The following is an 18,718-nucleotide window of genomic DNA, read 5'->3' as shown; positions in this document are numbered from 1 at the left end:
CACCGAGTGATCCAGCCTGTCTGCATGGTCGCAGTGTCGTCGTCCGGTGAGGTCCCCGTCCCCGTCCACGTCGAGACGCTCGGCATCGGTTCCAGGGCACCCATCCTCAGCAGGCCTAGAAGGACTGCCCTCCCCCGCTCACGGTCGAACCCTCTGTGATCGGCGACGGCGACGCTCGCCGGTGAGACAGAGGAGGCGACCTCCGGGCCTCGACGTCCGTCGCTGCAGCGGCGTCTCAGGCTCCTTGTCCTCGCACCGACCGGCACGACCCGCTAGACGTACCGAGGAACTCTAAGCGCCGCAGGGGCGCCCGCGGTTCCGCCGGGGTGCGGGCTCCGCTGGGGTCGGGACGGTGTGCAGGAGTCCGTAGGGCGGCGCAGGCGCCAGAACAGGCGCGGCAGGCCCAGTACAGCCGCAGGCGCAGCAGTATCCGCGACCGTAGCGGGCCACACCACCGTCGGCACACCCACAAGCGCACAGAAGAGCCGCCACAGGCGTAGCCCGCTTACCCGCGACCGGAGCAGGAGCCGTTGCAGCGCAGACCCGTAGGGGTGATGACGCGGGCCGACGCTCCTGCTCGGCGCCGCCCGCTGCACTCCCCTGCGAGCATCCACGTCGCGGGCCGCCGGGATGTGCCCAGACGAGTTCCTCCGCGCAGGACGCCTCGGTGTCCCGCCAGCAGGACACCGCGAGAGTTCCAGCTCACCTCGTCATCCCTCACTGAGCGGCCCCGGCCCTCACCGGGAGGTCCCGGCTCTCACCGGGAGGCTCGATCCGCCACCGATCGGCGAATGACGCCCCTGCACGCAGCCGAACGGCCGAGCCGACCGGGCCCCGACCGCGCATCGCTTCCTCCTGGATAAGCGAAAAGGCCGGGTGCACGGAGCCGAAGCCCTCGTGCACCCGGCCCTCGGCCGTGCGATGCGCCCTAGCGGGCGAAGTACCCGCGGTAGTACTCGTACACCCAGCCGGCGATGGCGACCAGGAAGAGTCCTACGGCGATGTAGGTGATCCAGAACCCCACGGCCAGGCCGAGGAATCCGAGGGCCGCGGAACCGCCCAGGATCAGCGGCCACCAGCTCCACGGGCTGAAGAAGCCCAGCTCGGGGTCTCCGTCATCGATGTCCGCATCGAGGCGGTCCTCGGGGAGCTCGGCACCCTGCGCCTTGTGGACGCGGCCGACGTAGAACGCGATGAACGCGCCCAGCACGGCCGAGAGGCCGATGCCGACGGTGCCGACCCACTCCACCTGGCCCGTGTCGAGCAGCGACCACACGATGTACGTGATGTCGGCGAGGAGGAAGAAGCCCGCGAGGAGCCAGAAGAGATTGACGTTGGCGCGCATGGCCCTACTTCACCGTGCCTTCGGACTTGTCGTACGTGGGGGCGTCCGGAGCGTCCTTCGCCGGACCGATTCCGACGGGGATGCCCGCCTCGGGGTGGTTGAGGTCGAACGCCGGGGCCTCGCTGCGGATGCGCGGGATCGAGGTGAAGTTGTGGCGGGGCGGCGGGCACGAGGTGGCCCACTCGAGCGACCGGGAGAAGCCCCACGGGTCGTTCACCGTCACCTTGGGCGCCTTGCGGGCCGTGATGTACACGTTCAGGAAGAACGGGATCAGCGACACCGCGAGGATCATCGCTCCGACCGTCGACACCTGGTTCATCCAGGTGAAGCCGTCCTCGGGCAGGTAGCTGGCGTAGCGGCGCGGCATGCCGACGACGCCCAGCCAGTGCTGGATGAGGAAGGTGGTGTGGAAGCCGATGAACAGCAGCCAGAAGTGCCACTTGCCCAGCGTCTCGTTCAGCATCTTGCCGGTCCACTTGGGCCACCAGAAGTAGAAGCCCGAGAACATCGCGAAGACGACGGTTCCGAACACGACGTAGTGGAAGTGCGCCACCACGAAGTACGAGTCCGAGACGTGGAAGTCGAGCGGGGGCGACGCGAGGATCACGCCGGTGAGTCCACCGAAGGTGAAGGTGATCAGGAAGCCGATCGCCCAGATCATCGGGGTCTCGAAGGTCACCGATCCGCGCCACATGGTGCCGACCCAGTTGAAGATCTTCACGCCGGTCGGAACCGCGATGAGCATGGTCATCAGCGAGAAGAACGGCAGCAGGACCGATCCGGTGACGTACATGTGGTGCGCCCACACAGTCACGGAGAGGGCGGCGATCGCGATGGTCGCGTAGATCAGCGTCTTGTAGCCGAAGATCGGCTTGCGGCTGAAGACCGGGAAGACCTCGGACACGATGCCGAAGAACGGCAGCGCGATGATGTACACCTCGGGGTGGCCGAAGAACCAGAACAGGTGCTGCCAGAGCAGGACACCGCCGTTGGCCGCATCGTAGATGTGGGCGTCGAACACCCGGTCGGCGCCGAGGGCGAACATCGCGGCGGCGAGCACCGGGAACGCGAGCAGCACGAGGATCGACGTCACCAGGATGTTCCAGGTGAAGATCGGCATGCGGAACATCGTCATGCCGGGAGCGCGCATCGTGATGATCGTCGTGATGAAGTTCACCGCGCCGAGGATCGTGCCGAAGCCCGAGAGCGCGAGGCCGAAGACCCAGAGATTGCCGCCGAGCCCTGGTGAGAACGTCGTGCTCGACAGTGGCGCGTACGCGAACCAGCCGAAGGACGCCGCACCCTGCGGGGTGACGAATCCGGCGACCGCGATGAGCGAGCCGAAGCTGTAGAGCCAGTACGCGAAGGCGTTGAGGCGGGGGAACGCGACGTCGGGGGCGCCGATCTGCAGCGGCATCAGGACGTTGGCGAAGCCGGCGAAGAGCGGCGTCGCGAACATCAGCAGCATGATCGTGCCGTGCATCGTGAACAGCTGGTTGTACTGCTCGCGCGTCTCGACCACGTTCAGGCCGGGCTCGAACAGCTGGGCGCGGATGACGAGTGCCATCACGCCGGCGATGCAGAAGTAGATGAACGACGTGATCAGGTACATGTACCCGATGACCTTGTGGTCGGTCGACGTCATCCAGCGGACGAGGACGTTCGCCTTGCGCTGGACCGGCGGAGTGCCGGCGGTGCGCGTCGGGCGGGGTGCCGTGGCGGTGCTCATGCTCCCTTACTCCTCGTTCTCGCGGGCCGGCGCGCCGGTTCCGGGAAGGTTCGAATTGCGGTTGTACTCGGCGCCGAGCTGACCGGTCTGGCCCGCGTCGCGCAGCGACTGGATGTAGTCGTCGTACTCGCCCTGCGAGACGACCTTGACGTTGAAGAGCATCGCGGAGTGGTACTCGCCGCAGAGCTCGGCGCACTTGCCCGCGTAGGTCCCCTCCTTGAGAGGCGTGACGTACATGTAGTTCGTCTTGCCGGGGATCATGTCCTTCTTGTAGAGGAAGTCGACGACCCAGAAGGAGTGGATCACGTCGCGCGCGTCGAGCTGGATCTTGATCTTCTGTCCGACGGGCAGGTAGAGCGTGGGGATCTCGGACTCGACGAGCGAGCCGGCGGCGTCTCCGCCCTCCTGGTACTGGCCCTGGATGCCGGCGGAGTAGACGTCCTCGTCGACGTAGTTGAAGTCCCACGCCCACTGCTTGCCGTACACCTGGATGGTCTCGTCCGGGTCGTCGTAGGGCTGCTCGATGGCGGCCTGGTCGCGCGCGGTGAAGGCGAAGAAGCCGATCACGAGGATCAGCGGCACGATCGTGTAGAAGATCTCGATCGGCATGTTGTAGCGCAGCTGGACCGGCAGGCCGGTCTGCCCCTTGCGACGGCGGTAGACGACCACCGCCCAGATGGTGAGACCCCACGTGACGACGCCGACGGCGAGCAGGACGATCCAGGAGGTGACCCAGAGTCCGATGACGCGGTCGACGTGGTTCGTCGTGCCGGGTTCGGTGGGGAGCCAGCCCTGGAGCTGCTCTTGCGTGCAGCCCGCGAGGACGAGGGCGAGGGCTCCTGCGACGGGGGCAGCGACCCATCTGCGGATTCGGCGATTGAAGCGCACCGGTGACCTTTCGGAAGACTGGGGACCAGTTCACACGAAACTGTATTAGACCGGCTCCAGCCTACCCTTCCGCTCCGGCGGCCCGGTGCACGACGACCCGCTCTTGACGTCCCGGTCGAGTGGTGCAGTCATGACGAACGGCGCCCGACGGGCCACCGGAGTGGACTGTCGGACGCCGTTCGGAGGAGCTACGGCCCGGGGCCGCGCGGCGTCAGTGGAAGCTGTCGCCGCAGGCGCAGCTGCCGCCCGCGTTGGGGTTGTCGATGGTGAAGCCCTGCTTCTGGATGGTGTCCTCGAAGTCGATCGAGGCGCCGTCGAGGTAGGGGACGCTCATCTTGTCGACGACGAGGCCGACGCCCTCGAACTCCACCGCGGCGTCGCCGTCGAGGGTGCGCTCGTCGAAGTAGAGCTGGTAGATGAGGCCGGAGCAGCCGCCGGGCTGCACGGCGACGCGCAGGCGCAGGTCGTCGCGGCCCTCCTGCTCGAGCAGGCTCTTGACCTTGGCAGCGGCGGTCGGGGTCATCGAGACGCCGTGGGCCGCGCTGGGCGGGGTGGCGAGGGGGGTCGCCGTCTGGTCGGTCAGTGTGTCTGACATGTTACTCCTCAGGGGACGGGCGGAACGGTCGTCGTGCCTTCCGGGATTCTACGGCTGCAACCCGGGTGGTCACCCGGGTATTCCACGACCGGTGGTCAGTCGCGGTGAGCGGCGGCGCGGAGCAGGAACAGCGCCTCGGTCTGCGCGGCGCGCTTGAAGACGCCCAGGTGCAGCGACTCGTTGGGGCTGTGCGCGCGCGAGTCGGGGTCCTCGACACCGGTGACGAGGATCTGCGCCTCGGGGAACTCGCGCACGAGGTCGGCGATGAACGGGATGCTCCCGCCGATCCCGGTCTCGAGGGGCTCGCGTCCCCACGCGTCGGCCATCGCGCCCTTCACCAGGTCCACGGCCCAGCCGGTCGCGTCGACCAGGAACGGGCTGCCGGTGTCGACGTCCTCGATCGCGAGGTGGGCGCCGAACGGGGAGTTCGCCCGCAGGTGGCTCTCGATGGCGGCGAACGCCTCCTCCGCGTCCTGGCCGGGGGCGATGCGGGCGCTGATCTTCACGCGCACGGATGGGACGAGGGTGTTGGAGGCGTCGACGACGCTGGGCGCATCGATCCCGGTGACCGTGACGGCCGGCTTCGACCACAGGCGCGAGAGGATCGCGCCGGTGCCGATCGGCGAGACCCCGTCGAGCAGCCCCGAGTCGCGGCGGAGGTCCTCCTCGGTCGTCTCGGGCACCGCTCCGTCGTGCTCGGTGAGGCCGGCGACGGCGACCGAGCCGTCCTCGTTCCAGAGCGTCGCGAGCAGGCGGACCGCCGCGAGCATCGCGTCCGGGACCGCTCCGCCGAGCATGCCCGAGTGCGAGGCGTGCGCGAGAGTGCTGACGGTGAGGGTGAAGGTGACGTTGCCGCGCAGGCCCACCGTCAGCGCGGGGGTGTCGACGTCCCAGTTGTCGCTGTCGGCGACGATGATCGCATCCGCGCGGAGGGCGTCGTGGTGCTCGCGGAGGAAGGTGGGGAACGAGCGCGACCCGAACTCCTCCTCCCCCTCGATGAAGAGGACGAGCCCGAGGTCGTGGTCCTCGCCCGCGACCTCGCGGAGTGCGCGCACCGCGGCGAGGTGGGACACGACTCCCGCCTTGTCGTCGGCGGCACCGCGCCCGTACAGGCGGTCGCCGCGCACGGTCGGCTCGAACGGAGGCGTCTCCCACGCCGACTCGGCGCCCTGCGGCTGAACGTCGTGGTGGGCGTAGAGGAGGACGGTCGGCGCTCCGTTGCGGGCGGCGCGGGTGGCCAGGACGGCAGGCTGGCCGAGCACGTCGGTGCCGTCGATCGTGGCGCTGTGGATCGCGACGTCGTCGAAGACGCCCGTCTCGCGCGCGAGCTCGGCGATGGCCTCGGCGCTGGCGGCCACGCGGGTGGCGTCGAAGCCGTCCCACGAGACGGACGGGATCCGCACGAGCTGCCCGAGCTGGGCGAGCGAGCGCGGCAGATCGTCGCGGACGGCGGCGAGGACGGCCTCCTCGTCGGAGGAGAGTGCGGGCGGAGTCGGAGCGTCGTGAGCCATGGAGGTAATCTTAAGAGACCCCCGATTCCAAGGACGTTCCCCGTGGCCAAGCACCCGATCGCAACCGACACGCCCGACGACGCCGGCTCGCCCGGCTCCGGGAAGGGCCGGCCGACGCCGACCCGGCGCGAGCAGGAGCTGGCCCGCAAGCGTCCGCTGGTCGTCACCGACCGCAAGCAGGCCGCCCGCGACGCCCGCGAGAAGGCCGCCGTGTCACGCGAGCAGGCCCGCATCGGCCTGGCCGCCGGTGACCAGCGCTACCTGCCGCTGCGCGACAAGGGTCCTCAGCGCAAGTTCGTGCGCGACTGGGTCGACGCACGCTTCAGCCTCGGCGAGTTCCTCATCCCGGTGATGGTCGTCGTCCTGCTGCTGAGCTTCTTCCCGCAGCCGGAGCTGCAGTACGCGACGCTCGTCATCCTCTGGGTGTTCTTCCTCCTCGCGGTGATCGACTGCATCCTCCTCGGCATGCGGATGCGCCGGAAGCTCGCCGAGCGCTACGGCGCCGACAAGGTCGAGAAGGGCATCCGCTGGTACGCCGCGATGCGCGCCCTCCAGCTGCGCGTCATGCGCCTGCCGAAGCCCCAGGTCAAGCGCCGCGCCTTCCCCGAGTAGTCGGACGGCGGACCACGAAGGGCCCCTGCGGTCGCGCCTCGCGCGGCTCCGGGGGCCCTTCGTGGTGCACGGCGGGTCAGGAGGCGCGGGCCAGTCCCCGGTTGATGTCCCGAGCCCACAGGGGCCCGCGGTAGATGAAGGCGGTGTAGCCCTGGACGAGGGTGGCGCCCGCGTCGAGGCGCTCGCGCACGTCCTCGGCCGTCTCGACTCCTCCGACGGAGATCACGCAGAAGGCCGCGGGGACGACGCCGCGGATCACGCGGAGCACCTCGAGCGAGCGCGCGGCCAGCGGGGCACCGGAGAGGCCGCCGGCGCCGGCCGCCTCGACCACGGCGCGGTCGGTCGAGAGGCCCTCCCGGGAGAGTGTGGTGTTGGTCGCGATGATCCCGTCCAGACCCAGGCGGACGGCGAGCTCGGCGACCCGGCCGACCTCGTCGTCGGAGAGGTCCGGGGCGATCTTGACCAGCAGGGGCGTCGTGTCGGCGGCGTCCTTGACGGCCGCGAGGAGCGGCTCGAGGCGGTCGATCTCCTGCAGGCCGCGGAGCCCGGGGGTGTTCGGCGAGCTGACGTTCACGACGAGGTAGTCGGCGAGCGGCGCGAGCAGGCGCGTGCTGATCAGGTAGTCCTCGATCGCGTCGTCCACCTCGACCACCCGGCTCTTGCCGATGTTCACGCCGATCACGGGGCGGCGGCGCGCGCTGCGCAGCCGGATCAGCCGTTGCGCCGCGGCCTCGGCGCCGTGATTGTTGAAGCCCATCCTGTTGACGACGGCGCGGTCGGCGATCAGCCGGAAGAGGCGCGGCCGGTCGTTGCCCGGCTGCGCCCGAGCGGTCAGGGTCCCGACCTCGACGTGTCCGAAGCCGAGCGCGCCGAAGCCCAGGACCGCGGTGGCGTCCTTGTCGAAGCCGGCCGCGACGCCGAACGGGGTCTCGAAGCGGAGGCCGAGCGTCTCGACCGCGGGCGTTCCGCGCGGGACGGTGGTCCGGCGCAGGACCGGAGCGAGGGCTCCGAGGGCCCGGATCACCGGGAAGCTCAGGTGGTGCGCCCGCTCCGGGTCGAGGCGGCGCAGGACGGTGCGGAACAGGAGCGGGTACACCCGGGCCTCAGATCTCGTCGGCGCTGTGGGGCACGGAGGTGCGCTCGGCGCGGAGCAGGGTGATCGCAGACTCGAAGTCGTCCAGCGAGTCGAACGCCTGGTAGACGCTCGCGAAGCGGAGGTAGGCGACCTCGTCGAGCTCGCGCAGCGGCGGCAGGATGGCGAGGCCGATGTCGTTCGCGTCGATCTGCGACGCGCCCGTGGAGCGGATGCTCTCCTCCACCCGCTGCGCGAGGACGGCGAGATCGGTGTCGGTGACGGGCCGGCCCTGGCAGGCCTTCCGGACGCCGCTGACGATCTTCTCGCGGCTGAACGGCTCCACGACTCCGCTGCGCTTGATCACGACGAGGCTCGCGGTCTCGGTCGTCGAGAAGCGCCGGCCGCACGACGGGCACTGCCGGCGGCGGCGGATCGAGAGGCCGTCGTCGCTCGTGCGCGAGTCGATCACTCGGGAGTCGGGGTGCCGGCAGAAGGGGCAGAACATCGAGGGCCTCTCGGTCTCAGGCGAAGCGGGCGTCGACGGCGTCGCCGTGGGCGGGCAGCGCCTCGGCGTCGCTGAGAGCGCGGATGTGCGGGGCGACGCGCTCGAGCGCACCGCGGTCGTACGAGATCAGCTGCTGCGGCCGGAGGAAGGTGTAGGCGCCGAGCCCGGAGGAGAAGCGCGCCTGCCCCAGCGTCGGGAGCACGTGGTTGGAGCCGGCGAGGTAGTCGCCCAGGCTCACCGGGGTGGTCGGACCGAGGAAGATCGCGCCGGCGTCGTGGATCCGCTCGGCCGTCGCGACGGGGTCGGCCGTGTGCAGCTCGAGGTGCTCGGGGCCGTAGGCGTCGCTGAACGCGCAGGCGAGCTCGAGGTCGTCGACGATCACGAGCGCGGACTGCGGGCCGTCGAGTGCGATGGCCACGCGCTCCGCGTGGTGGGTGGCAGCGGCCTGGGCGGCGACCTCGCGCTCGACGGCGGCGGCGAGCTCGGCGCTGTCGGTGACCAGGACCGCGGAGGCGGCCTCGTCGTGCTCGGCCTGGCTGACCAGGTCGGCGGCGACAAGGCGCGGCTCGGCGGAGTCGTCGGCGATCACGAGGATCTCGGTCGGGCCCGCCTCGGAGTCGATGCCGACCTGGCCGAGCACCTGGCGCTTCGCGGTGGTGACCCAGACGTTGCCCGGCCCGGTGATGATGCTGACGGGATCCAGCCCGATCGAGTCGACGCCGTAGGCCAGTGCGGCGACGGCTCCGGCGCCCCCGACCGCGTAGACCTCGTCGATGCCGAGCAGAGCGGCCGCCGCGAGGATCGTGGGGTGGACGGAGCCGCCGAACGCCTTCTGCGGCGGCGAGACCAGGGCGATGGAGGCGACTCCGGCGGCCTGCGCGGGCACGGCGTTCATGACGACGCTCGACGGGTAGACCGCCTTGCCGCCGGGGACGTACAGCCCGGCGCGGGCGACGGGCTGCCAGCGCTGGGTGACCGTGGCGCCGTCGTCGAGCTCGGTGGTGCGGGGCGGGGGGATCTGTGCGGCGCTGGCGCGGCGGACGCGCGCGATCGCCTCCTCGAGTGCGCTGCGAATGGCCGGGTCGAGGCGGTCGAGCGCCTCGGCGATCTGCTCGGCGGGCACGCGGAGGTGCGGGGGGCGCACGCCGTCCAGCCGCTCCGCCTGGTCGAGGAGCGCTTCCGCGCCGCGTTCTCGGACGTCGGCGATCAGCTCGGCGACGACGGGCCCGACGGAGGCGGACGTGCCCGGATTGCGGGGCACGAGGGCGAGGAGCTCGGCGGAGGAGGGACGACGGCCGCGGAGGTCGAGAGTCTGGATCATGGCCGCCCCAGTCTACGCGCCGCCCTCCCCCGCTCCCTCGCCGCGCGCTCCCCCGCCCGGACCCCGTCCCGCCCGACCCTCGCCCGGTCTCGATCCGCCGCTCCGCGGCTACTCGACCACCCGGAGGACACCGGCGGCCGCAGGCTCGCACTCCGATCCGCCACCCTCTCGCCGCACCCTCCGAGGCGAACCGGCGATCCGCGTGCCAGCGGATCGCCGTAGCCGGACGCACGACGCTCTCATAATCCCGGCCACGCTCCCCAGCCGACCGCGCCGAGCCGGTCGGGGACCGGCTCGCCACAGGCCCGGCGAACCGGCGATCCGCGTGCCAGCGGATCGTCGTAGCCGGACGCATGACGCTCTCACGAACCCGGCCACCCTCCCCAGCCGACCGCGCCGAGCCGGGCAGGGACCGGCTCGGATTCAATACAGACAGTTCGGCCCCAGCAGGCTCTTCAGCTCGCCGAAGAGGTCCGGGGTGATGCGCACGGGGAACGGCACCTCGAACACGCGGGCCGTGTCGCCCTTGATGAGCTTCAGCCGCACCTCGGTCTGGCCGGAGTGGCGGATGAGCACGTCGCTGAGCTGCGAGACCGTGTCGGTGGTCGCGCGCGACTCGGGCATCGAGACGGTGAGCGGTCCCGAGTCGCCGTCCTGGCTCATCTCGGGTGCGAACAGGCTGAACGCGTGCAGGTTCATCCCGTCGTCGCGCATGCTGACGCGGCCTCTGACGACGACGATGGAGTCGTTCGTGAGCGCCGGGGCGAACTCCTGGTACGCCTTCCCCATGAACATGCAGGTGATCTCGCCGCCGAAGTCCTCGACCTGGATCATCCCGTACTGGTTGCCGGAGGCCTTGGCCATGCGGTGCTGGACGCTCGTCACCAGGCCCGCGACGACCACGGTCTCGCCGTCGGCGATCGTCTCCGAGATCAGCAGGTCGGCGATCGTGGTGCTGTAGTGCTTGGCGAGCTCGGTCTCGAGTCCGGCGAGCGGATGGTCGGACACGTAGAGCCCGAGCATGTCGCGCTCGAAGGCGAGCTTGTCGCGCTTGGCCCATTCGGGCCGCTCGGGCACCTGGATCGCGGCCTGCGGCTCGTCCCAGAGGCTGTCGAAGTCGAAGCCGACCTGGCCGTTCGCCTCGTTGCGCTTCTCCCCCACCGCCGCCTCGACGGCGTCCTCGTGCACCTCGACCAGGGCGCGGCGCGTCGAGCCGAGCGAGTCGAAGGCGCCGGCCTTGATCAGCGACTCGATGGTGCGCTTGTTGGTCACCTGCAGCGGCACCTTGCGGAGGAAGTCGTGGAACGTCTCGAAGCGGCCCTTCTCCTCGCGGGCGGCCCGGATGCCCTCGACGACGTTCATGCCGACGTTGCGGACGGCGCCGAGGCCGAAGCGGATGTCGGTGCCGACGGCGGTGAAGAAGCCGATCGACTCGTTGACGTCCGGCGGGAGCACCTTGATCCCCATCCGCCGGCACTCGTTGAGGTAGGCGGCCATCTTGTCCTTGGAGTCGCCGACGCTGGTGAGCAGCGCGGCCATGTACTCCGCGGGGTAGTGCGCCTTGAGGTACGCCGTCCAGTAGGAGACGACGCCGTACGCCGCCGAGTGCGCCTTGTTGAAGGCGTAGTCGGAGAAGGGCAGCAGGATGTCCCAGAGGGTCTTGACGGCCTCCATCGAGTAGCCGTTGGCGATCATGCCGCCCGAGAAGCCCTCGAACTGCTTGTCCAGCTCGGACTTCTTCTTCTTGCCCATCGCGCGCCGCAGCAGGTCGGCCTGCGCGAGCGTGAAGCCCGCGAGCTTCTGCGCGATCGACATGACCTGCTCCTGGTACACGATCAGGCCGTAGGTCCCTCCGAGCACCTCCGAGAGCGGCTCCTCGAGCTCCGGGTGGATCGGGGTGATCTCCTGCACGCCGTTCTTCCGCAGCGCGTAGTTGGTGTGGGAGTCGGCGCCCATCGGGCCCGGCCGGTAGAGCGCAAGGACTGCGGAGATGTCCTCGAAGTTGTCGGGCTTCATCAGTCGGAGAAGGCCGCGCATCGGGCCGCCGTCGAGCTGGAACACGCCGAGCGTGTCGCCGCGGGCGAGGAGGTCGTAGGCGGCCTGGTCGTCGAGCTCGAGGTCCTCGAGCACGAGGTCCTGTTCGCGGTTGGCGCGGATGTTGTCGAGGGCGTCGTCGATGATCGTGAGGTTCCGCAGCCCCAGGAAGTCCATCTTGATCAGCCCGAGCGACTCGCACGCGGGGTAGTCGAACTGCGTGACGATCTGGCCGTCCTGCTCCCGCTTCATGATCGGAATGATGTCCAGCAGCGGATCGCTGGACATGATGACGCCGGCCGCGTGCACGCCCCACTGGCGCTTGAGGTTCTCGAGTCCGAGCGCGGTGTCGAAGACCAGCTTGGCCTGCGGGTCCTCGGCGATGACGTTGCGCACGTCGAGCGCTTCCTTGTAGCGCGCGTGGGCGGGGTCGTTGATGCCGCTGAGCGGGATGTCCTTGCCCATGATCGCGGGCGGCATGGCCTTCGTCAGCTTCTCGCCCATCCCGAACGGGAAGCCGAGGACGCGCGAGGCGTCCTTGAGAGCCTGCTTCGCCTTGATGGTGCCGTAGGTGACGATCTGCGCGACGCGCTCGTCGCCGTACTTCTCGGTGACGTAGCGGATGACCTCGCCGCGGCGACGGTCGTCGAAGTCGACGTCGAAGTCGGGCATGGAGACGCGGTCGGGGTTGAGGAAGCGCTCGAAGATCAGGCCGTGGCGCAGCGGATCGAGGTCGGTGATCTTCATGGCGTAGGCCGCCATCGAGCCGGCACCGGAGCCGCGGCCGGGACCGACGCGGATCCCGTTGCGCTTGGACCAGTTGATGAAGTCGGCGACGACGAGGAAGTAGCCGGGGAAGCCCATCTGCAGGATGACGCGGGTCTCGTAGTCCGCCCGGTCGCGCACCTCCTGGGAGATGCCGTCCGGGTAGCGCTCGCGCAGTCCGGCCTCGACCTCCTTCACGAACCAGGTGTCCTCCGTCTCGCCCTCCGGCACCGGGAAGCGGGGCATGTAGTTCGCCGAGGTGTCGAACTGGACGTCGCAGCGCTCCGCGATGAGGAGCGTGTTGTCGCAGGCCTCGGGGTGGTCGCGGAAGACCTGGCGCATCTCGCGCGGCGACTTGAGGTAGAACTCGTCCGCGTCGAACTTGAAGCGCTTGGGGTCGTCGAGGGTGGTCCCGGACTGCACGCAGAGCAGCGCCGCGTGCGAGGTCGCGTCGTGCGCGTGCGTGTAGTGCAGGTCGTTGGTGGCGACCAGCGGGAGGTCGAGGTCCTTCGCGAGCCGGATGACGTCGCCGATCACCCGCCGCTCGATGTCGAGGCCGTGATCCATGATCTCGGCGAAGAAGTTCTCCTTGCCGAAGATGTCGCGGTAGTCGGCGGCCGCCTGGCGGGCCTCCTTGTACTGGCCGAGGCGCAGGCGCGTCTGGACCTCGCCGCTCGGGCAGCCCGTGGTGCCGATCAGGCCCTCGGAGTACTGCGAGAGGATCTCGCGGTCCATGCGCGGCTTGAAGTAGTAGCCCTCGATCGACGCGCGCGAGGAGAGGCGGAAGAGGTTGTGCATGCCCGTCGTGGTCGAGCTGAGCAGCGTCATGTGGGTGTACGCGCCGGAGCCGGACACGTCGTCCCCTCCGCCGTCGCCCCAGCGGATGCGGGTCTTGTCGGAGCGGTGCGTCCCCGGGGTGAGGTAGGCCTCGGTGCCGATGATCGGCTTGATCCCCGCCGCCGTCGCGGTGCGCCAGAAGTCGAAGGCGCCGAACACGTTCCCGTGGTCGGTCACGGCGATGGCCGGCATACCCTCCTCGACCGCCGCGTCGATCAGCGGCTTCACCCGCGCTGCACCGTCGAGCATCGAGTACTCGCTGTGCACGTGGAGGTGGACGAAGGAATCGTTACTCGGCAAGGATGCGCCTCCGGCGGACTGCGGGCAGGGGAGGGATGGCCGGCGACCCGGGAGGGCCCGTGGACACGGCGGGAAGAAGTCTAACCGCGCCGGACGCGGGTCCGGCCGGGAGAGCGCGGATCACTCTCCGCGCAGCACCTCGAGGGCGTGCACCAGGTCGTCGGGGTAGGACGCCTCGAACTGCACCCACTCCCCCGAGCCCGGGTGGGTGAAGCCGAGCCGGACCGCGTCGAGCCACTGGCGGGTGAGGCCGAGCCGCTTCGAGAGGGTCGGATCGGCGCCGTACATGGCGTCGCCGACACACGGGTGGCGCTGGGCGGCCATGTGCACGCGGATCTGGTGGGTGCGGCCGGTCTCGAGGTGGATCTCGAGGAGGGAGGCGAACGGGAAGGCCTCGATCGTCTCGTAGTGGGTCACCGAGGGCTTGCCGTCGGCGCGGACCGCGAACTTCCAGTCCGAGGACGGGTGGCGGCCGAGCGGGGCGTCGATCGTCCCGGCGAGCGGGTCGGGGTGGCCCTGCACGACCGCGTGGTAGACCTTCTCGACCGTGCGGTCGTGGAACGCGCGCTTGAGGTGCGTGTAGGCGCGCTCGGACTTCGCGACGACCATGAGGCCGCTCGTGCCGGCGTCGAGCCGGTGCACGATGCCCGCGCGCTCGGCCGCACCGGAGGTCGACACGGTGAAGCCCGCGGCGGCGAGGGCGCCGAGCACCGTCGGTCCCTCCCAGCCCACGGCGGGGTGCGCGGCCACTCCGACGGGCTTGTCGATCACCACGATGTCGTCGTCGTCGTGCACGATGCCGAGGCCGGGGACCGCCATCGGCACGATCCGCGGCTCCTCGCGCGGGTTCCACTCGACGCTCAGCCAGGTTCCGGCGCGCACGCGGTCGCTCTTGTCGAGGACCCGTCCGTCGGCGCTCACTCCGCCCGCCTCGGCGACCTCGGCCGCGAAGGTGCGTGAGAAGCCGAGCAGCTTCGCGACGGCCGCGTCCACGCGGAGGCCGTCGAGCCCGTCCGGGACCGGCAGCTCTCGGGACTGCGCCATCAGCGTCCGCCGGGGCGGTCGGCGTCGCGGGCCGCCTCCTCGACGGAGGAGGCCGCTGCGGGGGCGCCCGCTCCGGGGGCGGCGGGAGCGCCGTCCTCGGACGCGACCTGCTCGTCGCGGCCCGCGCGCTCGCGGGTGCCGTCGAGGCCGACGCCCCGCACGCTCAGGAGGACGAACAGCGCCATCGCCGTGCAGATCGCGATGTCGGCGACGTTGTAGATCGCCGGGAGCAGCCACGGCGTGAAGAGGAAGTCGACGACGTGTCCGAGCCCGAAGGAGGGCTCTCGGAACAGCCGGTCGAAGAGGTTGCCGAGGGTGCCGCCGAGCAGCAGGCCGAAGAAGACGCCCCACGCGGTGGAGCGGATCCGGCGCGAGAACCAGATCACGGCGACGACGACGCACGCCGCGATGATCGAGAAGATCCAGGTCGACCCGCTCGCGAGGGAGAAGGCGGCACCCGGGTTCTTCACGTAGTGCAGGATCAGGACGTCGCCGAGGACGTGGACGTCCTCGCCCAGGGTCAGGTTCGTCGTGACCAGGAACTTCGCGGTCTGATCGATCGCGAAGACCGCGAGCGCGACGAGGCCGAGGGTGACGAGCACCCTCGGCCTGACGTCCGCTGCGGCGGGACTACGCCCCAAAGCCCGACAGCGAGGACTCCGTCGACGCCGGCTGGGTGTCGAGGTCGCGGAGCTGGCCCTCGATGTAGCTCTTCAGCTTCTGGCGGTACTCGCGCTCGAAGGTGCGGAGCTCGTCGATGCGGTGCTCGACCGTCGCGCGCTCCTCCTCGAGCTTCGCGACCTGCTGGCGCTGCTTGGCCTCGGCCTCGGCGACGATGCGGGCGGCCGTGGCACGGCCCTCGGCGACGAGAGCGTCGCGCTTCTCGGCACCCTCGCGCACGTGCTCCTCGTGGAGGCGGCGGGCGAGCTGCAGGAGTCCGCTGGAGCTCTCGGCCTCGTCGACCGGAGCCGACTGCGAGGAGCTGACGGGAGCGACGACCGGTGCGGGAGCCGGGGTGGGCTCGGGCTCGGGCTGCGACTCCGGCTCGGGTGCCTCGTCGACCACCGGGGCGGGAGCAGGAGTGCTCTCGCGCGGGGCGTCGGAGATTCGGGCGTCCGAGGGGCGGCTGTCGCCGGAGGAGAGGCGCTGACGAAGCTCCTCGTTCTCCTGGTTCAGGCGGCGGAGCTCCACGACGACCTCGTCGAGGAAGTCGTCGACCTCGTCCTGGTCGTATCCCTCACGGAACTTGGTCGGCTGGAACCGCTTGTTGACAACGTCTTCGGGAGTGAGCGCCATGGCTTTCCACCTTCGATTTCAAGTAGGTACACGTTTAACAACGCGCGACTAAAGCTAGCAACTTCAGGCGCACGGCGCAGTGCTGACACCGCGGGGAACGTCCGGACGTGCCAACGATACAGGGACGGTCAGGCGCGCTGGAGCCACGTGGCGATGTACATGCCCACGATGACGCAGAGCATGGTGAGGCTCCAGCCGAAATCGAGGGCGATCGGACCGATGGAGACCGGCTTGATCAGGCGTCGGAAGAAGCCGATCGGCGGGTCCGTGACGGTGTAGACGCCCTCCGCGGCGACGAGGCCGGCACCGCGGGGGCGCCAGTCGCGTCGGATCACGCGGACGAGGTCGAGCACGAACCGCGCCCACATCGCGAAGAAGTAGAGCAGCAGCACGAAGTACAGGACGCTCCCGAGGAGCGAGACGACGGAGGTCACCGGGGGCCAGGGCTCCCCGGGATCAGGACTTCGCGAAGAACGACGCGTCGGCGTCGCTCTCGGCGGAGGCGGAGTCGCCGGCGACGGTGATGTGCGACGGCGAGAGCAGGAAGACCTTGCTCGTCACGCGCTCGATGCGGCCGTAGAGGCCCTGCGAGAGTCCGCTCGCGAAGTCGATGAGGCGGCGGGCGTCCGCATCGCTCATCTGCGAGAGGTTGATGATCACGGGGATGCCGTCGCGGAAGTTCTCCGCGATGACCTGCGCGTCGCGGTACTGCTTCGGGTGGACGGTGAGGATCTCGTTCATCTCGGCGGGTGCCGTCGCCTTCGGGGTCTGGGGGGTGGGCTTGCGGAGCGGGGTGACCGTCGCGCGGGGCTGCTGCACCGGCTCGACGGGAGGGACGGGCTGCACCGGGGAGACCGGTGCGCGGTGGGCCGTCGCCGGGGCCGCCTCGACGGGCTCTGCGCGCTCGTACTCGACCTCTTCGTCGGCGAGTCCGAGGTAGACCATCGTCTTCTTCAGCGGGTTGGCCATGGGGTGTCCTCCGTGTCGTGTGTGCTCCCACAGGTGGGTCACCACGAGGTTAGGTGCGGGCGGGGCGTTCTCCGGTGATTGCCGATCCGATTCGCAGGTGTGTCGCACCCTCCGCGATCGCCTCGGCGAAGTCGTTCGACATGCCCGCCGAGATCGCCGTGGCGGAGGGCTCGACGGCGCGCACGCGGTCGGAGATGGACCGGAGCCGGGCGAACGCCGGACGGGGCTCCTCGTCCAGCGGGGCGACCGCCATCACGCCGCGCAGCGTGAGGCCGGGCGCCCCGGCGAGAGCCTCGGCGAGGGGCTCGACGTCGGCGGGCGACGCTCCCCCGCGGTCGGGATCCTCGGTGAGGTTGACCTGCAGGAACACGTCGAGCGGCTCCTCCCCCGCCTCGAGTAGCGGGACGAGCGCGAGCCGGTCGACGGAGTGGACCGCGTCGGCGTAGCGGCGCACCTGGCGCGCCTTCTTGCTCTGGAGCTGCCCGATGAAGTGCCAGCGCGCAGCGGTCCCCGCCAGCTCGGCCGACTTCTCCTGCGCCTCCTGGTGCCGGTTCTCGCCGAAGTCGACGACGCCCAGCTCGAGGAGGTCGCGGAGCAGCGACACGGGGTGGAACTTGGTCACCACGATGGTCGTGACCGAGGACGCCTCGCGACCGGCCGAGCGGGTCGCGTCGGCGACCCGCTCGGAGACCTCGGCCCAGCGCGCGGCCAGCTCCGGATCCGGCACGACTACTTGAGGAAGTCGGGGATGTCCAGGTCGCTGTCGTCGTCGTCGAAGGACGGGTCGGCGACCGGGGCCGGGGCGGCGACGGGGGTGCTCGACCAGATCGAGCCGGCCGCAGGGGCGGCGGCGGGAGCCGGGACGGCCTCGGCGGCCGACTCGCTCGCCGAGCTCTGCTGCTGGCGCGGCTGAGCGATCGCGGCCTGAGCGGTTCCGCCCGGCTCTCCGCCGTCGAACCCCGCGGCGATGACGGTGACGCGCACCTCGTCGCCGAGCGTGTCGTCGATCACGGCACCGAAGATGATGTTCGCCTCGGCGTGCACCGCCTCCTGGACGAGGCGCGCCGCGTCGTTGATCTCGAAGATGCCGAGGTTCGAGCCGCCCTGGATCGAGAGGAGCACGCCGTGCGCGCCGTCGATGCTGGCCTCGAGCAGCGGTGAGGCGACGGCCAGCTCGGCCGCCTTGATCGCGCGATCGGCGCCGCGCGACGAGCCGATGCCCATCAGCGCCGAGCCCGCGCCCTGCATGACCGACTTCACGTCGGCGAAGTCGAGGTTGATCAGGCCGGGCGTGGTGATCAGGTCGGTGATGCCCTGGACGCCGGCGAGGAGCACCTGGTCGGCGGTCGCGAAGGCCTCGAGCATCGAGATGCCGCGGTCGCTGATCTCGAGCAGGCGGTCGTTCGGAACGACGATGAGCGTGTCGACCTCGTTCTTCAGCGTCGCGACGCCGGCCTCGGCCTGCGTCTGCCGACGGCGTCCCTCGAACCCGAAGGGCTTGGTCACGACGCCGATGGTGAGGGCGCCGATCGACTTGGCGATCCGCGCGACGACGGGCGCGCCGCCTGTGCCGGTGCCGCCGCCCTCGCCCGCGGTGACGAAGACCATGTCGGCCCCCGCGAGGACCTCCTCGATCTCCTCGGCGTGGTCCTCGGCGGCGCGGCGGCCGACCTCGGGGTCGGCGCCGGCGCCGAGTCCGCGCGTCAGCTCGCGGCCCACGTCGAGCTTGACGTCGGCGTCGCTGAGCAGGAGCGCCTGGGCGTCCGTGTTGATCGCGATGAATTCGACACCACGCAGGCCGAGCTCGATCATGCGGTTGACGGCGTTGACGCCGCCACCGCCGATGCCGACGACCTTGATCACGGCGAGGTAGTTCTGGTTTGAAGTCACGT

The 18,718-nt window shown here is 70.3% G+C and carries 17 protein-coding genes; 1 reads left to right on the top strand and 16 read right to left on the bottom strand.

The features are described 5' to 3' along the window. Positions 1 to 928 precede the first annotated feature (928 nt). The 5 genes from C5B98_RS06880 to C5B98_RS06860 all read right to left on the bottom strand — a co-directional run bounded on the left by C5B98_RS06880 (position 929) and on the right by C5B98_RS06860 (position 6,068). Positions 929 to 1,345: a cytochrome c oxidase subunit 4 gene (locus C5B98_RS06880; RefSeq protein WP_104224651.1), complete on the bottom strand. Its 417-nt coding sequence runs from the start codon at positions 1,343 to 1,345 to the stop codon at positions 929 to 931. A 4-nt stretch (positions 1,346 to 1,349) separates the two neighbouring features. Next, positions 1,350 to 3,074 (bottom strand): cytochrome c oxidase subunit I, encoded by a 1,725-nt coding sequence (gene ctaD, locus C5B98_RS06875; RefSeq protein WP_104224652.1) that lies wholly within the window; start codon positions 3,072 to 3,074, stop codon positions 1,350 to 1,352. A 6-nt stretch (positions 3,075 to 3,080) separates the two neighbouring features. Continuing rightward, positions 3,081 to 3,962: a cytochrome c oxidase subunit II gene (gene coxB / locus C5B98_RS06870; RefSeq protein ID WP_104224653.1), complete on the bottom strand. Its 882-nt coding sequence runs from the start codon at positions 3,960 to 3,962 to the stop codon at positions 3,081 to 3,083. A gap of 211 nt (positions 3,963 to 4,173) precedes the next feature. Continuing rightward, positions 4,174 to 4,557 (bottom strand): iron-sulfur cluster insertion protein ErpA, encoded by a 384-nt coding sequence (erpA, locus tag C5B98_RS06865; RefSeq protein ID WP_104224654.1) that lies wholly within the window; start codon positions 4,555 to 4,557, stop codon positions 4,174 to 4,176. Positions 4,558 to 4,652: 95 nt separating this feature from the next. Then, on the bottom strand, positions 4,653 to 6,068 hold the full coding sequence (locus C5B98_RS06860) for a dipeptidase (protein ID WP_104225360.1): 1,416 nt from the start codon (positions 6,066 to 6,068) through the stop codon (positions 4,653 to 4,655). Between the two features lie 42 nt (positions 6,069 to 6,110). Here C5B98_RS06860 and C5B98_RS06855 point away from each other — a divergent pair, with 42 nt between their 5' ends. Beyond that, positions 6,111 to 6,680, top strand: coding sequence for a DUF3043 domain-containing protein (locus tag C5B98_RS06855; protein ID WP_181027102.1), 570 nt, complete (start codon positions 6,111 to 6,113; stop codon positions 6,678 to 6,680). 76 nt (positions 6,681 to 6,756) lie between these two features. Here C5B98_RS06855 and C5B98_RS06850 read toward each other — a convergent pair whose 3' ends face one another. The 11 genes from C5B98_RS06850 to ftsZ all read right to left on the bottom strand — a co-directional run bounded on the left by C5B98_RS06850 (position 6,757) and on the right by ftsZ (position 18,716). Continuing rightward, positions 6,757 to 7,776 (bottom strand): quinone-dependent dihydroorotate dehydrogenase, encoded by a 1,020-nt coding sequence (locus C5B98_RS06850; protein WP_104224656.1) that lies wholly within the window; start codon positions 7,774 to 7,776, stop codon positions 6,757 to 6,759. Between the two features lie 7 nt (positions 7,777 to 7,783). Then, a complete protein-coding gene (gene nrdR, locus C5B98_RS06845) occupies positions 7,784 to 8,260 on the bottom strand; it encodes a transcriptional regulator NrdR (protein ID WP_104224657.1) in 477 nt (158 codons plus the stop codon). Positions 8,261 to 8,276: 16 nt separating this feature from the next. Further along, on the bottom strand, positions 8,277 to 9,581 hold the full coding sequence (hisD, locus tag C5B98_RS06840; RefSeq protein ID WP_104327514.1) for a histidinol dehydrogenase: 1,305 nt from the start codon (positions 9,579 to 9,581) through the stop codon (positions 8,277 to 8,279). A gap of 423 nt (positions 9,582 to 10,004) precedes the next feature. Then, a complete protein-coding gene (dnaE, locus tag C5B98_RS06835) occupies positions 10,005 to 13,466 on the bottom strand; it encodes a DNA polymerase III subunit alpha (RefSeq protein WP_374953050.1) in 3,462 nt (1,153 codons plus the stop codon). A gap of 171 nt (positions 13,467 to 13,637) precedes the next feature. Further along, positions 13,638 to 14,561, bottom strand: a complete 924-nt coding sequence (locus C5B98_RS06830) for an RluA family pseudouridine synthase (RefSeq protein WP_104273468.1) — start codon at positions 14,559 to 14,561, stop codon at positions 13,638 to 13,640. Further along, positions 14,561 to 15,163: a signal peptidase II gene (gene lspA, locus C5B98_RS06825; RefSeq protein ID WP_104239385.1), complete on the bottom strand. Its 603-nt coding sequence runs from the start codon at positions 15,161 to 15,163 to the stop codon at positions 14,561 to 14,563. The genes C5B98_RS06830 and lspA overlap by 1 nt, the downstream gene beginning before the upstream one ends. Before the next feature lie 28 nt (positions 15,164 to 15,191). Beyond that, positions 15,192 to 15,857 (bottom strand): DivIVA domain-containing protein, encoded by a 666-nt coding sequence (locus C5B98_RS06820; RefSeq protein WP_104327512.1) that lies wholly within the window; start codon positions 15,855 to 15,857, stop codon positions 15,192 to 15,194. Positions 15,858 to 15,985: 128 nt separating this feature from the next. Further along, positions 15,986 to 16,291, bottom strand: a complete 306-nt coding sequence (locus tag C5B98_RS06815) for a YggT family protein (protein WP_258059242.1) — start codon at positions 16,289 to 16,291, stop codon at positions 15,986 to 15,988. A gap of 22 nt (positions 16,292 to 16,313) precedes the next feature. Further along, positions 16,314 to 16,826 (bottom strand): cell division protein SepF, encoded by a 513-nt coding sequence (locus tag C5B98_RS06810; RefSeq protein ID WP_104222599.1) that lies wholly within the window; start codon positions 16,824 to 16,826, stop codon positions 16,314 to 16,316. Positions 16,827 to 16,875: 49 nt separating this feature from the next. Further along, positions 16,876 to 17,553, bottom strand: a complete 678-nt coding sequence (locus C5B98_RS06805) for a YggS family pyridoxal phosphate-dependent enzyme (protein WP_104222598.1) — start codon at positions 17,551 to 17,553, stop codon at positions 16,876 to 16,878. A 2-nt stretch (positions 17,554 to 17,555) separates the two neighbouring features. After that, the gene (gene ftsZ / locus C5B98_RS06800) at positions 17,556 to 18,716 is read right to left on the bottom strand and encodes a cell division protein FtsZ (RefSeq protein WP_104263024.1); all 1,161 of its coding nucleotides are present in this window, start codon (positions 18,714 to 18,716) and stop codon (positions 17,556 to 17,558) included. Positions 18,717 to 18,718: the final 2 nt, after the last annotated feature.

The organism is Rathayibacter sp. AY1A5 (genome assembly GCF_002930875.1).
GTDB lineage: Bacteria > Actinomycetota > Actinomycetes > Actinomycetales > Microbacteriaceae > Rathayibacter.
The sequence above is the reverse complement of the archived record's forward strand: the minus strand, read 5'-3'. Positions and strand labels throughout refer to the sequence as shown.

Excerpts from the sequence above, each read along its gene's own strand:
- C5B98_RS06860 (WP_104225360.1), bottom strand. The coding sequence starts at position 6,068 with ATGGCTCACGACGCTCCGACTCCGCCCGCACTCTCCTCCGACGAGGAG.
- C5B98_RS06880 (WP_104224651.1), bottom strand. The coding sequence starts at position 1,345 with ATGCGCGCCAACGTCAATCTCTTCTGGCTCCTCGCGGGCTTCTTCCTC.
- C5B98_RS06810 (WP_104222599.1), bottom strand. The coding sequence starts at position 16,826 with ATGGCCAACCCGCTGAAGAAGACGATGGTCTACCTCGGACTCGCCGAC.
- C5B98_RS06820 (WP_104327512.1), bottom strand. The coding sequence starts at position 15,857 with ATGGCGCTCACTCCCGAAGACGTTGTCAACAAGCGGTTCCAGCCGACC.
- ctaD (WP_104224652.1), bottom strand. The coding sequence starts at position 3,074 with ATGAGCACCGCCACGGCACCCCGCCCGACGCGCACCGCCGGCACTCCG.
- nrdR (WP_104224657.1), bottom strand. The coding sequence starts at position 8,260 with ATGTTCTGCCCCTTCTGCCGGCACCCCGACTCCCGAGTGATCGACTCG.
- hisD (WP_104327514.1), bottom strand. The coding sequence starts at position 9,581 with ATGATCCAGACTCTCGACCTCCGCGGCCGTCGTCCCTCCTCCGCCGAG.
- erpA (WP_104224654.1), bottom strand. The coding sequence starts at position 4,557 with ATGTCAGACACACTGACCGACCAGACGGCGACCCCCCTCGCCACCCCG.
- C5B98_RS06830 (WP_104273468.1), bottom strand. The coding sequence starts at position 14,561 with ATGGCGCAGTCCCGAGAGCTGCCGGTCCCGGACGGGCTCGACGGCCTC.
- dnaE (WP_374953050.1), bottom strand. The coding sequence starts at position 13,466 with ATGCTCGACGGTGCAGCGCGGGTGAAGCCGCTGATCGACGCGGCGGTC.